Source organism: Paenibacillus sp. D9, assembly GCF_001188365.1.
GTDB classification, from domain to species: Bacteria; Bacillota; Bacilli; order Paenibacillales; family Paenibacillaceae; genus Paenibacillus_O; species Paenibacillus_O humicus.
This window is the reverse complement of sequence record NZ_JZEJ01000001.1, coordinates 2,246,637-2,260,368: the sequence shown is the minus strand read 5'-3', so window position 1 is coordinate 2,260,368 and position 13,732 is coordinate 2,246,637. Positions and strand designations below refer to the sequence as shown.

General features: G+C 59.2%; 12 protein-coding genes. 10 read left to right on the top strand and 2 right to left on the bottom strand.

Features of this window, described 5'->3' with window-relative positions:
• Nucleotides 1-47 precede the first annotated feature (47 nt).
• From VE23_RS10345 to mqnC, 3 genes are all read left to right on the top strand, one after another.
• The gene (locus tag VE23_RS10345; protein WP_048749418.1) at nucleotides 48-1,217 is read left to right on the top strand and encodes an aminotransferase class I/II-fold pyridoxal phosphate-dependent enzyme; all 1,170 of its coding nucleotides are present in this window, start codon (nucleotides 48-50) and stop codon (nucleotides 1,215-1,217) included.
• Nucleotides 1,214-2,401, top strand: a complete 1,188-nt coding sequence (locus VE23_RS10340; protein ID WP_049867936.1) for a trans-sulfuration enzyme family protein — start codon at nucleotides 1,214-1,216, stop codon at nucleotides 2,399-2,401. Before VE23_RS10345 ends, VE23_RS10340 begins: the two co-directional genes overlap by 4 nt.
• Before the next feature lie 340 nt (nucleotides 2,402-2,741).
• Nucleotides 2,742-3,875, top strand: coding sequence for a cyclic dehypoxanthinyl futalosine synthase (gene mqnC, locus VE23_RS10335; RefSeq protein WP_049867935.1), 1,134 nt, complete (start codon nucleotides 2,742-2,744; stop codon nucleotides 3,873-3,875).
• Nucleotides 3,876-4,084: 209 nt separating this feature from the next.
• On the opposite strand, the gene VE23_RS10330 is transcribed toward mqnC, so the two are convergent.
• On the bottom strand, nucleotides 4,085-5,194 hold the full coding sequence (locus VE23_RS10330) for a GGDEF domain-containing protein (protein ID WP_048749519.1): 1,110 nt from the start codon (nucleotides 5,192-5,194) through the stop codon (nucleotides 4,085-4,087).
• 214 nt (nucleotides 5,195-5,408) lie between these two features.
• On the opposite strand from VE23_RS10330, the gene ytxC reads away from it, so the two are divergent.
• From ytxC to VE23_RS27640, 3 genes are all read left to right on the top strand, one after another.
• A complete protein-coding gene (gene ytxC / locus VE23_RS10325; protein WP_021880122.1) occupies nucleotides 5,409-6,350 on the top strand; it encodes a putative sporulation protein YtxC in 942 nt (313 codons plus the stop codon).
• A 330-nt stretch (nucleotides 6,351-6,680) separates the two neighbouring features.
• Complete coding sequence (thrS, locus tag VE23_RS10320) at nucleotides 6,681-8,618, top strand: threonine--tRNA ligase (protein ID WP_048749521.1); 1,938 nt, start codon at nucleotides 6,681-6,683, stop codon at nucleotides 8,616-8,618.
• 78 nt (nucleotides 8,619-8,696) lie between these two features.
• Complete coding sequence (locus VE23_RS27640) at nucleotides 8,697-9,416, top strand: 3D domain-containing protein (RefSeq protein ID WP_269745992.1); 720 nt, start codon at nucleotides 8,697-8,699, stop codon at nucleotides 9,414-9,416.
• 18 nt (nucleotides 9,417-9,434) lie between these two features.
• Here VE23_RS27640 and VE23_RS10310 read toward each other — a convergent pair whose 3' ends face one another.
• Complete coding sequence (locus VE23_RS10310) at nucleotides 9,435-9,893, bottom strand: Lrp/AsnC family transcriptional regulator (protein WP_048748710.1); 459 nt, start codon at nucleotides 9,891-9,893, stop codon at nucleotides 9,435-9,437.
• A 424-nt stretch (nucleotides 9,894-10,317) separates the two neighbouring features.
• On the opposite strand from VE23_RS10310, the gene liaF reads away from it, so the two are divergent.
• From liaF to VE23_RS10290, 4 genes are all read left to right on the top strand, one after another.
• On the top strand, nucleotides 10,318-11,457 hold the full coding sequence (gene liaF / locus VE23_RS26990; protein ID WP_049867934.1) for a cell wall-active antibiotics response protein LiaF: 1,140 nt from the start codon (nucleotides 10,318-10,320) through the stop codon (nucleotides 11,455-11,457).
• 9 nt (nucleotides 11,458-11,466) lie between these two features.
• Nucleotides 11,467-12,504 carry a sensor histidine kinase gene (locus VE23_RS10300; protein WP_049867932.1) on the top strand — a complete coding sequence of 346 codons (1,038 nt, stop codon included), beginning with the start codon at nucleotides 11,467-11,469 and terminating at the stop codon, nucleotides 12,502-12,504.
• Nucleotides 12,501-13,157, top strand: coding sequence for a response regulator (locus tag VE23_RS10295; protein WP_048748712.1), 657 nt, complete (start codon nucleotides 12,501-12,503; stop codon nucleotides 13,155-13,157). The genes VE23_RS10300 and VE23_RS10295 overlap by 4 nt, the downstream gene beginning before the upstream one ends.
• Nucleotides 13,158-13,301: 144 nt before the next feature.
• Nucleotides 13,302-13,721, top strand: coding sequence for a YugN family protein (locus tag VE23_RS10290; protein WP_048748713.1), 420 nt, complete (start codon nucleotides 13,302-13,304; stop codon nucleotides 13,719-13,721).
• Nucleotides 13,722-13,732 lie beyond the last annotated feature (11 nt).

The following is a 13,732-nucleotide window of genomic DNA, read 5'->3' as shown; positions in this document are numbered from 1 at the left end:
TCGAACCCATTCATCCTACTTTATTGAAGCGAAGGAGCCAGCAGCCCATGAAGATCGAAAGCCGCCTTGCCCAAATCGGATCCATCGAAGAGCCGGTCACCGGATCGATCAGCTATCCCATCTACCAAGCGACCGCCTACCGGCACCCGCGCCTCGGCCAGAGCACCGGATTCGACTACGCCCGCACCAAGAGCCCGACCCGCAGCGTCCTGGAGGAAGCCGCCGCAGAGCTTGAATCGGGCGACGCCGCGTTCGCCTGCAGCTCCGGCATGGCCGCCCTGCAGACGATCTTCGCCATGTTCAGCCAAGGGGATCATCTCATCGTCTCCCTCGACCTGTATGGCGGCACCTACAGGCTGCTGGAGCGGATCATGTCCCGCTTCGGCGTCGCAACCTCCTACATCGATACGAACGATATCGAGGGGATGGAGAAGCTGCGCCGTCCGGAGACGAAGGCGGTGCTGATCGAGACGCCTACCAATCCGCTCATGATGGTGACGGACATCAAGGCGGTATGCGGCTGGGCCAAGGACAAGGGCCTGCTGACGATCGTGGACAATACGCTGCTGACGCCGTTCTTCCAGCGCCCGCTGGAGCTCGGCGCGGATATCGTCATCCACAGCGCGACCAAGTATCTGGGCGGACACAACGACGTCCTCGCCGGACTCATCGTCACCAAGGGCGAGGAGCTGTCGAAGGAAATGGGCATTCTGCACAACTCCATCGGGGCGGTGCTCGGGCCCCAGGATTCCTGGCTGCTGATGAGAGGCATGAAGACGCTCGCCCTGCGCATGGAGCGCCATCAATACAACGCCACGCGGCTGGCGGAATATCTTCAAGGGCATCCCGCTGTCGCGGAAGTGTTCTATCCGGGCCTCAAGGATCACCCCGGCCATGAGATCCAGAACCGGCAGTCCTCCGGCAACACGGGCATTTTCTCCTTCAAAGTCAAGGATGCCCGCTACGTCGAGCCGATTTTGCGCCATATCAGGCTCATCGCCTTCGCCGAAAGCCTCGGCGGCGTCGAGTCGCTGATGACGTACCCGGCCGTCCAGACGCATGCGGACATTCCGGAGGAGATCCGCCGCGCGGTAGGCGTGGACGACCGGCTGCTGCGCTTCTCGGTCGGCATCGAGCATGCGGATGATCTCATCGATGATCTCGGGCAGGCTCTGGAAGCCGCGCGGACCGAGATCGAAGGCGGTGTGCAGGCATGAGCGGACAGGGCAAGCAGTCGGAGAACGGGCGCGCCGCGGACAAGCGGCGCTTTGCCACGAAGCTGATCCACTTCGGCTCCGAGGTGGACGAGTTCACGGGCGCCTCCAGCACGCCCATCGTGCAGGCGTCGACGTTCCATCACCACGACATCTACAACCCGCCCAGGCATGACTACAGCCGCTCGGGCAATCCGACCCGCGCGGCCGTCGAGGAAGCGATCGCGCTGCTGGAGGGAGGCGCCCGCGGCTTCGCCTTCGCCTCCGGCATGGCGGCCATCTCGACCGCCTTCCTGCTGCTGTCGGCGGGAGATCATGCCATCGTGACGGAAGACGTCTATGGAGGCACCTATCGCTTCCTGACGACGGTTCTCAGCCGAATGAACATCGAGACGACGTTCGTGGACATGACGGATCTGGGCGCGGTGAAGGCGGCGCTGAAGCCGAATACCCGCGTCGTCTTCATGGAAACTCCGTCCAATCCGACGCTCAAGATTACGGATATCGCCGCCGTGGCGTCATGGGCGAAGGAACACGGTTTGCTGACGATGGTGGACAACACCTTCATGAGCCCATACCACCAGCGTCCGCTGGAGCTTGGCGTCGATATCGTGCTGCACAGCGCCACGAAGTTCCTGGGCGGCCACAGCGACGTGCTGGCGGGCCTCGCGGTGACGGCCGACGATGAGCTCGGCAAGCGCCTCTATGCCCTCCAGAACGGCCTTGGCGCGGTTCTGGCTCCGCAGGAGGCCTGGCTGCTCATGCGGGGCATGAAGACGCTGCAGGCGCGGATGGACCAGAGCGAGAACAGCGCGCGGAGACTGGCGGACTGGCTGTCCCGGCATCCGGGCGTCGGCCGCGTGTATTATCCGGGGCTGCCGGATCATCCGGGCCGCGAAGTCCATGAGCGCCAGTCGCTCGGCTATGGCGCGGTCGTGTCGTTCGACACCGGCAGCGCGGCGAGGGCCAAGGAAGTGCTCAGCAAGGTGCGTCTGCCGATCGTCGCCGTCAGCCTTGGCGGCGTGGAGAGCATTCTCTCTTATCCGGCGATGATGTCGCATGCGGCCATGCCTCCCGAGGTGCGGGCGCAGCGGGGCATCGGCGACGGCCTGCTGCGCTATTCGGTCGGGCTGGAGCATATCGACGACTTGATCGAGGATCTCGAAGAAGCGCTTCGGGAAGCTTGACCGGAGCTTCGGCACCGCCGCTTTCGGCGGTGCTCTTTTTACGGCTTCTCAATAAATCGGTATGCAGATAAGAAGTGGACTCTGAGCTTTATTGGCACAGCCGGGCCGATTTGGGAACGGTCCAAAACGCCCTTGAGAGGCGATGTGGAGCGTTCTTGAGGCTGCAAGCCGGTTTTTAGCTTCTTCTTCTCACCGTAGCTGGAGATTCGTCGTCTTTTTGGAGAGTGACGATGGGGCCTAGTTCATGTTAGGATTAGGTTGTGAAAATAGGAACGTACTTTGTGAAATCGGGAACAATTACGGCCGGGAACGACCTGGCTTGCATAGAGGAGGCTGCCGGATGCAACAAGTGGACCGCGTGCTGGATAAGGCGCTGCAGGGAGAGAGGATCAGTCTCGAGGACTGCATCGTGCTTCTGGAATCGGACGAGATCGAGAAAATGGGACGAGTCGCAAATGAGCTCATGGTGCGCAGGCATCCCGAGCCGATCGTGACGTTCAACATCGGACGCAACATCAATTACACCAATATTTGCGACGTATACTGCCGCTTCTGCGCCTTCTACCGCCCTCCGGGCTCGAAAGAAGGCTATGTGCTGCCGGACGAGACGATCCTGCAGAAAATCCAGGAGACGGTCGATGTCGGCGGCGACGAGATTCTGATGCAGGGAGGGGTCAACCCCGATCTGCCTTTCCAGTACTATCTCGATATTCTGCGCAAGATCAAGGACCGTTTCCCTGAAGTGACCATGCACAGCTTCTCGCCGGCGGAAATCCAGAAGATGAAGGTGCTCTCCGGCTTGTCGCTGGACGAGACGCTGCTGAAACTGCATGAGGCGGGACTCGATTCCTTGCCGGGCGGCGGCGGCGAGATTCTGGACGACCGCACCCGCCGCAAGATCAGCCGCCTGAAGGGCTCCTGGACCGACTGGATGGATACGATGAAGGCGGCTTGGCGCAACGGCATGAACACGACGGCGACGATGGTGTACGGATTCGGGGAATCGATGGAGGAGCGGGCCCTGCATATGCTTCGCGTCCGCGAAGCGCAGGACGAGTGCAAGGCGCTCGGATATCCTTCTCCCGGCTTCCTGGCCTTCATTACGTGGCCGTTCCAGCCGGACAATACGAACCTCAAGCGGGAGAAATCCAAGCCGGAAGAATACCTCAAAATGGTGGCCATCAACCGGATCATGCTGGACAACATCCCGAACATGCAGGCGAGCTGGGTGACGATGGGGCCGGAGATCGGCAAGCAGTCGCTCTCGTACGGAGTCAACGACTTCGGCAGCACGATGCTGGAGGAGAACGTCGTGTCCGCGGCGGGCACGACCCACAAGGTCAACATCGAGCTCATTCTCCAGTATATCCGGGAGGCGGGCAAGATTCCTGCTCAGCGCAATACGCGCTACGACATTCTTCGTGTCTTCCACGACGGGGAGCACGCTGAACGCGACTTCGTCATGCAGAACTAATTGGTTGATTCAGACGCTAGTCCCGGTGAATCGCTCGGAGCGGTTCTCAGGTGACCGGCGTCTTTTTTGGTATGGGCGCGGATTCGGAGCTGCCAAGAGGAGGAGCCTCGGGAACGGATGAACTTGGGGCTGCCGCCAGGCATCCTTTTTTCCAGCTGAAAAAACAGCCCCATGCCGCCTTTCGGGCGGCAACAGGGCTGTAGGGTCATTCAAGAAAAGCTTGCTTGAGCCACTTCGGCTTCTTCCGCGATGATGATGCGGTTTTTGCCGGAGGATTTGGCGGCATAGAGGGCTTTGTCGGTTCGGGCAAAGAAATTCTCCTTGCCTTCGTCCGCATAAGAGGAGAAACCGATGCTCACCGTAATGCGGCGGGTACCAAGCTTGTCGTATACGGCCGAAGAAATCTTGGTCTGCATCGCCTCCAAAATATGAAGGGACTTCTCTGCGGCCCGGTCCGTAAAGATGACGGCAAGCTCCTCGCCGCCGTAACGGGCGACGAAATCGTTCATGCCGGCCTGGGCGCGGACGATCTCCGATACTTTCTTCAGGACGAGATCGCCGGCCCGATGGCCGAACTGATCGTTGACGCTCTTGAAATTATCGATGTCGATCAAGGCAAGCTGCAGCGGCATTCCGCTGACATCATGGTGGTCGATCAGCTTGTCGAGGTATTCATGAAACGTAATATGGTTGTACAGTTCCGTAAGCGCGTCCGTCTTGGCCAGCTTGTCCATGATCGTATTCTTGACCATCAGCTCCTGGTTGAAGCGCGATGTATGGATGTAATACTGGCGCATTTCCTTGCCTCTCGTAATGACCCCCCAGGCCACAAGGCTGAATGCCCCCATCATGGCCGTAATGGAAAGCATGCCGACCAGGGAGATATCGAGGTTGTCGTTGAAGAAGTAGAGGCAGAACAGGGACAGCAGGCAAAGGACGTCGGCAAAGACGAGTTTTTTGGAGGAGAAATAAAAAATGGATACCAGCACGGGCAGAAATAGCGCAATGACGATATAGTTCACTTCGATATTGATTTCAACGATGATGAAGGTCATGAGAGCGGAAGCGACCAGCAGCGAATAATCGCGCAGTCTCTCAGACAAATAGCGGATAGCAAACTCTGCCCCGACCAGCACGGAAAGATGGAGCACGGTTGGAAGCAGAATGTATTTCTTGAAGAAGATTCCCGAAGCAAGCGGAGTGATGAAGGCCAGATACAAGAATTCGAATAAGATCATTAGACCGAGCAGGCACCAGAATCCGTTCATCAGCATCCGGTTCCAGCGCGCTCGGGTGAAGTCCAGCAATTGATCGTCCAAATAGAGTCACTCCAGCATGCAAGCTTGGTTACACGTTAATCAATATACCATGAAAAGATCGCCAATCCAATCCTCATTATGAATAGAAAATGTCCGCAGAACCACCTTTTTCCTCCTTCGGAAAATGCTTATTCCAGGCCTTTTGCCCTCCTTCCCGCCGAATATCCGACCATGCCCGGCATATACTAAAGGGAAGGAAAGGGGTTGAGCGCGCATGGAGCTGCTTGTAGTGGATCTCATCGCGGAGGAAGAAGACCGCGGCGAGGCCTTGTGCCGCGAGCTGAACGGGGCAAGCTCCGGCTTGGCGGAAGATGCGGAGCGATTGTGGGACTGGACGCCGGGAGCGTCCGGCCGCAGGCTGATCTGCACGGCCCGGCTGCCCGGATTCTCTCTCTCCGAGCACGGAGGGCTTGTCTATGCGCAGGCCGCAGCCAGGCTGTCGGGCTACATCGTCGAGCGTTACGAGCCGGTGCTCATCCGCACGATCATCCGCAAGCAATTTCATTATACCGGCGATGAAGAGATCGCTACTATAGAGCAGTGCTGCAGGCTGGTCCTGTCCGGGGAGCAGTGGCAGATCGAGGAGCCGCAACCGCTCGCTGGAGGAGAGGCGGGCAGCCGCGGGCAGCGGGAGGCCAGAGTGGCCGCCGAGCTGGAAGGCTTCCTTGCGGAGAATACGCGCCTCAACCTCCAGGGGTTCGTGACGTTCAGGCTGCAGGGCTATTGGCAGGAGCTGCGGGAAGCGGCGGAGTATGCGGTCGAGGAATACGTCATGGATAAGCAGTATCAGGAATTCATTTCCCTGCTCAAATATTTCGTGGCGGTGCAGCCGAGCCGCCGCAAGCTGGTCCATGTCGTCCAGGATGACGGACAGGAAATCCAGCTTCTGGACGCGGATTTCCTGCCGCTGGACACCCGCTCCGAGGACCGCGCCATCGCCGAGCTGGTGGATGCCGAGCTCAATGTGGAGGATATGGTCCTGAGCAGCCTGATTACGGCGGCGCCGGCCTCGATCCGCATCCATACCCCGACTCCGGATCATCAGGTCATCCGTACGATCCAGGCCATTTTCGAGCAGCGCGCCGAAGTATGTCCGGGCTGCCGCGATTGCGGAATCGGCGGGAACTCCCAGGCTTTGGGCGCCGGAGAGCCTTGACGGGCAACGTCCCGCTTCTATATAATGTGGTCAAAGCATTGATGAAGACATGCGGCGTTTGACGCGCGTCCCAGAGATAGGAATCCCGGGCTGAAAATTCCTAACGCAGGCGCAAGCGGCCGTACCCCTTCGAAGCTGCATGATGGAACCCGGCACGTCCGGAAAGTAAGTGATGCCGGCCTAATCCCCGTTATAGGATCCCAGAGAACGCCTCGGCGTTGAATTAGGGTGGAACCACGGGTCTGAACGTACAGCACTCGTCCCTTTGCGGGACGCAGTGCTTTTTTGCGTCCTTATGATCCTATTTATAACTCAGGAGGCGGCATGACAATGGCAATTGAAATCAAGCTTCCCGACGGCGCGGTCCGTGCTTACGAGCCGGGAGCGACGATCGAGGACGTAGCGGGATCCATCAGCTCCGGACTGCGGAAAAACGCGGTGGCGGGCAAGCTGGACGGAAAAGTCGTGGATCTGAACACGGAGATCAAGGACGGATCGCTGGTCGAAATCGTCACGCTCGATTCGGCGGACGGACTAGAGGTATACCGTCACAGCACAGCCCATCTGATGGCTCAAGCGATCAAGCGAATCTATGGAGAAAAGACGGTCAAGCTGGGCATCGGTCCCGTCATCGAGGACGGCTTCTATTACGATATCGATCTGGAGCAATCCATTACCCCTGAGGATCTGGAAAAGATCGAGAAGGAGATGGAGCGGATCATCAAGGAAGATATTCCGATCCGCCGCCGCGAAGTCAGCCGCGAAGAGGCTCTGGCGACGTTCGAGAAGATGGAGGACCCGCTCAAGCTGGAGCTGATCCGCGATCTTCCGGAAGGCTCGGTCATCACCATCTACGACCAGGGCGAGTTCTTCGATCTGTGCCGCGGGCCGCATTTGCCGTCCACGGGCAAGATCAAGGCGTTCAAGCTGCTGAGCGTTGCCGGAGCCTACTGGCGCGGCGATTCCAAGAACAAGATGCTGCAGCGGATCTACGGCACCGCATTTCCGAAGAAGGCGCAGCTGGACGAGCATCTCCATCTGCTCGAGGAAGCCAAGAAGCGCGACCACCGCAAGCTCGGCCGCGAGCTGAAGATGTTCACGTTCTCCAAGGAAGTCGGCCAAGGCTTGCCGATCTGGCTGCCTAACGGCGCCCGCGTGCGCCGCACGCTGGAGCGCTACATCGTCGACCTCGAAGAAAAGCTCGGTTACCAGCATGTCTATACGCCGGTGCTGGCCAATGTCGAGCTGTACAAAACGAGCGGGCATTGGGAGCACTACAGCGAGGACATGTTCCCCAAGATGGTCATGGACAACGAGGAGCTCGTGCTGCGTCCGATGAACTGTCCTCATCATATGATGGTGTTCAAGAGCGACATGCGCAGCTACCGCGATCTGCCGATCCGCGTAGCGGAGCTCGGCACGATGCACCGCTACGAAATGTCCGGCGCCTTGACGGGACTGCATCGCGTTCGGGCCATGACTTTGAACGACGCGCATATTTTCTGCCGTCCCGATCAGATCAAGGAAGAATTCGCGCGTGTCGTCAACCTGATCCGCAAGGTATACGAAGACTTCGGCATCAAGGAATACCGCTTCCGTCTCAGCTACCGGGATCCGCAGGATACGGAGAAGTACTTCCAGAACGACGAGATGTGGGAAATGTCCCAGCGCATGCTGCGCGAGGTCGTCGAGGAGCTCGGCTTGCCGTTCTTCGAGGCGGAGGGAGAAGCGGCGTTTTACGGTCCGAAGCTCGACGTGCAGATCAAGACGGCTCTCGGCAAGGAGGAGACGCTCTCTACCGCTCAGCTCGACTTCCTGCTTCCGGAACGCTTTGAGCTTGAGTACGTGGGCGAGGACGGCAAGAAGCACCGTCCGGTCGTCATCCACCGCGGCATCATCAGCACGATGGAGCGCATGACCGCTTTCCTGCTGGAGAATTTCGCCGGCGCCCTGCCGCTATGGCTGAGCCCTCAGCAAGCACGCGTCATTCCGGTATCCCAGGTGTACGAAGGCTACGCCCGCCAAGTCGAGGAGCAGCTGCTTGCGGCAGGCATCCGCGCAGAGAGCGACCTGCGCAACGAGAAGCTCGGCTACAAGATCCGCGAGGCGCAGCTCGAGAAGATTCCTTACATGCTGATCGTCGGCGAGAATGAAGCCGGAGCCGGAACCGTCTCGGTGCGCAAGCGCGGAGAAGGGGACATCGGAGCGAAGCCGGTAACCGAGCTTGCAGCGGAGCTGGCAGAGGAGATCGCCAAAAAAACCGTTTAGTTGAAGCGAAATTCGACAAAAACTGAATAAGGCCTGCGGGCAGTGGGTAACCTCCGTTTAAAGGGGAGATTACTGACTATGCCCACAGGCTTTTTGTTGTACCGAAAATCCATCTATCTTCTCGTTGTTGCCGCGATTGTCGCCCTCGTCCTCGACTCCGGCCGCGTGACGGTCATAGCCGATTCGGAGTCCGATGCCGCTCTCCGCAAGCTGGAGCAGAGAACCGATGCTGAAAAACGTCCCGTTCCCAAGCGGGCCGGCGTACGTCGGCCCGATCCGAAGGCGGCGGACAAGCCGGCTTCTCCGCCGCTGCCGGCTGTCGCACCGCCTGGGATGCCGGACGCCGCCTCGTCCGCGCCGGAGCAGCCGCAGCAGGACGGGCTTGCCCCGGTCAAGAGCATCTCGGTGCTGGCGACAGGTTATACGGCCGGAATCGAATCGACCGGCAAAAGGCCCGGACATCCGCTTTACGGCATTACCCGTTCAGGCGTCAAGGTCAAGCGGGGGCAGGTGTCGACGATCGCCGCGGACACGAAGGTGCTTCCGATAGGGACGCTGCTCTTCATACCCGGATACGGCTATGGGGTCGTAGCGGACACCGGCTCCAAGATCAAAGGCAAGCGGATCGACCTTTACTTCGACACGACCCGCCAGGTCTACAAGGAGTGGGGAAAGAAACAGGTCACGGTGCAGGTGATCCGATATGGCTCCGGCAAGCTCGACCAGCGCATGCTGAACCGGCTGAATGAAACGGTGAAAGCGGGCGGCGTGCAGGAGCCGAAGAAAATCAAGCTATGAAAAAACCGCCGGCCGGCCTTATACGTCAAGGCCGCTGGCGGATTTGAACTTGCGGATCATGAGCTGGGTCTGAACATTGACAACCCCTTCCAGAACGTAAAGCTTGTCGTACAAAAACTTCTCGAGCTCATTCTCGTCCCGCAGCAGGGCGTGGACATGCAGCGTGCTGGAGCCGGTCATCTGATAGATGTTGACGACCTGCATCTCCTCCGACAGCTGCTGTCCGACGGTGTCGACGCAGCGCGGCTCGACCTGGACCTCGAAGAAGGCGGATACCGTACGGCCAAGCTTGGCCACGTTGACGCGGACCGTGAAATGCTCAAGCACGCCGCTCTCCAGCAGGGATTCGACTCTCTTCTGGATGGCGACGCGAGAGAGGCTCAGCGTTTCCCCGATCTTGGCGTAGGGCATCCTTCCGTTCTCTAGGAGCAGCTGTACAATCTGTTGATCGATATCGTCCAAATGGGGGAGTTTCATTGAAGCAGACTCCTTTCGCAAGCTGATCTCGTGTTAATAAACATAACATAATCATTCGACATTGAATAGTCATTTTTTGATTTCGAACAGCAAGCTTGCCCCACTGATTTGACGCTTTACGTAATTAAATCGCTGCAATTCCGCGGATATGAATACGGTGAATCCAGATTCTTTCCATTTAGGAATGAAATAAATGTTATATGCATGTTAGATTAAAAGCCGTTTTTGAATGCCGTCCTTGTTTCCGCTGCCGCTTGCCGCCTCTTCGCTCGCGGCAGCGGCTATTTTTGTTTCCTTTATTTAGTGCTTGCCTCCGTCTGCAGACGGAGAAGGGAATCAACCGTCAGACTCTACCTCCATGCAGTTCGGCACGTTATAATGAGGACACGAAAGCAGATGACAACGGCAAGGAGATGTCGATCGCATGAAACAAACCCATATATGCCGAGTCCTCGGAGGACTGGCCATAACGGCAGTCGGCGGCTTGTTCATCCTGCACCAGATGGGATTGCTCGGCTTCCAGCATCTGGACATCGGAGGGTTCATCAGCCGGTATTGGCCGCTTGTTCCGCTCTTAATGGGGCTGTCCACGCTGTTCTCGGGAGGATCGCTCTGGGCCGGCGCGGCGATGGTGCTGTTCGGACTCGTGATGCTGGGGCGCAACATGGGATTTTCGTATTGGTCGTTCGGCGACGCGGCGCAGTTTCTGCTCCCGGTCGTGGCCATCGTGTTCGGACTGAGGATGGTTTTCTCGCGCGGCGGCCGGCGGCAGCGTCCTGAAGAACCGGAAGACGACGGGGAATGGACCTCGTATACTTCCTATCAAGGCCCCGTTCCCCCGGCTCCTCCGCTGCATCCGGACCCGCTGCATCCGGATTCGCTGCATCCGGATCCGCTGCATCCGGAAGCAGGACCCGGAAGGCCGGGAGATGGCGGAAAGGACGGGAAGAAAGGACAGTCGGCATACGGCGGCGCTCAGCCCTCGGCCGGCAATGCCGGAGGCAGATACGATGAGCGGGAATCCGCGTGGACGCCCGAGCCGGGCCAGCCGATGGACTGGAAGCGGGCCAAGCATGAATTCAAACAGGCGAGGCGCGAATACCGGAATGCGCACCGGCGCCATCACGGGCATGGACGCAGCAGGCACAATCATGGCCGAACGGAATGGTGGAACACCGATCCCAACGCCCAGACACGCTCCAACTTCATCGGGGATATCCATCTGGGCCATGATTACTGGGATCTCGTTCCGCTCAACATCTCCCATTTCATCGGAGACACCGTGCTGGATCTGACTCGCGCGAACATTCCGATGGGAGAGACGAAAATTACGATCAGCTCTTTCATCGGAGATGTGAAAGTATTCCTTCCCGCCGATTCGGATGTCGGCATCCAGGTCGTATCCAGCGCCTTCATCGGCGATTCCAAGGTGCTTGGACGCAAGGAAGGCGGGATGTTCCAGCATTCGGATACGCAGAGCCCGAGCTTCCGCGAATCGGAACGCAAGATCAAGCTGGTGTGCAGCACATTTATCGGAGATGTCCGGGTGACGAAGGTTGGGTGAGGTCGGGACATGGTCGTAAAGCTGCTTAGAAGCGGCAGGCTGGAGCTGATATCGTTCTTCGTGCTCAGCACGGTCGTGCCATGGTGTGTCATGTACTGGATCAAGCATGGATGGATGCACGAAGCGTCTCCCGGACAGCTGTGGCTGACGGGGACGCTTCTGTGCCTGATTGTGAGCATCGGCCTCGGATATTGGATCGGCAAGCGTCAGCAGAACCGCATCGACGCCGTGCATCTGGCGCTCAAGCAGGCTGCGAGCGGCAATCTGGCGGCTCGTCTGCCGGAGGGGGAAGGATATTCGCTGGCGGGAGCTTACCACGAGTTCAACCTCATGGCCGAAACGCTGGAAAGGAAGCTCCAGGTCATGCAGCGGCAGAACGAGATCCGCGTGCTGCAGCAGGCGGCTTCCAATGAAGAAGCCGTTCTGGAGGAGCGCAAGCGGCTGGCGCGGGACCTGCATGATACCGTCAGCCAGCAGCTGTTCGCCATTCATATGTCGGCCTCTTCCCTGCCCAAGCTGCTCGAGATCAGTCCCGAGCGGGCCGGCGAAGTCATGAAACAGCTCATCACGATGTCCTCCCACGCTCAGAAGCAGATGAGAGGTTTTATCGCGCAGCTGCGGCCGCTGGAGCTGGAGGGCCGCTCGCTCGAGGATGCGCTGGCGCGCTGGTTCCCGGATTACTGCAGGCAGAACGGGCTGCAAGGCGTCCTCGACTGGAGGGTGGAGGAAGAGGTTTCCGAGGCCAAGGAGCATCAGCTGTTCCTGATCGTCCAGGAAGCGATGGCCAACGTCGTGAAGCACGCGGGGGCCGGCAGCGTCACGCTGTCGTTGTCGGATACGCCGAGCAGCCTGACCTTGGTGCTGCAGGACGACGGCCAGGGCTTCCGGGCGGACCAGGTCCGCCCGGGCTCCTACGGCCTCTCGACGATGCAGGAGCGAGCGATGCAGCTGGGCGGCGATGCGGCCATTATCAGCAAGCCGGGAGGAGGCACGCGGATCCGCGTGTCGCTGCCGAAATACGGAACAGAGGAGCGGGGAGAACAATGACGGGAACCGAATGCTGCCGGATCATGATCGTGGACGACCATGACATGGTCCGTACGGGCTTGAGGACTTATTTGATGCTGGAGCCCAAATTCGAGGTGGTCGCGGAAGCGGGCAGCGGCGAGGAAGCGCTGCGCCTGCTGGACGGAATGGAGGAGCTTCCTCATCTCGTCCTGATGGACTTGATGATGCCGGGCATAGACGGCGTAGAGGCGACGCGCCGCATCACGGAGAATTTTCCATCCGTAAAAGTCGTGCTTCTGACCAGCTTCCTGGAGGATGAGAAAGTCGTCGCGGCCGTCGAGGCCGGAGCGGTCAGCTACGTGCTCAAGACCGTCAGCTCCGAGGAGCTCATCTATGCGCTCAGCGGCGCGCTGCGGGGCATGCCCGTCATGACGGCGGATGTCTCGCAGGCGCTCACCCGCGGGCTTCGCCAGCGCTCCGCGCAGATCGTCGACGAGGGATTGACGGAGCGGGAGAAGGAAGTGCTGCTTCTCGTCGCGGAAGGCCAGGCCAACAAGGAAATCGCCGAAGAGCTTCATATCAGCATCAAAACGGTTAAGACACATGTAAGCAACCTGCTGATGAAATGCGAGGTCGAGGACCGGACGCAGCTGGCGGTCTATGCCCATCGCAAAGGGTGGGTCAAATCCTGATCGGCCAGCGGTTGGATTCGGACGGAAGCACGGCATGCGGAAGGGTTCGGGACGAAAACGCGGCCGTCCGGCCGTTTTCCGGCACATAACGCCCGATCCGGCAGGGAATGCTGACCATATCGAAGCTGACAAGGAGAGATATCCATGATTGAGATCGCATCCCCATTGGAATCGACCGAGCATGACTTCGTACAGATCAAGCGCGTGCTGGATAAGCAGGGCTTCGTGCTGGGAGGCAATTGGGATTACGGCAACGGATCCTTCGACTTGAATCTGGACGAAAAGAACAAGGTATGGCTGCGCTTGCCGTTCGACGTGCTGCGCGGCAACGTGGACGACCAGACCGAGGACAACGACGCCTCTATCAAGCTGACCACTCCGTACGTGCTTCGCCATCTGTACCGGGAAGGCAACGATCCGGAAGCGAAGATGCGCACGGTAGGCGCGCTGTTCGACCAGTTCCAGGCTCCCGTCGACCCGGATGCCGACGTCGCCCCGGAATGGGTGGAGAAAGCCAGGCAGGTGCTTGGCGACACCGAGGAGCAGCTCAACGTTCCCCGCTGAATCTATCTTTT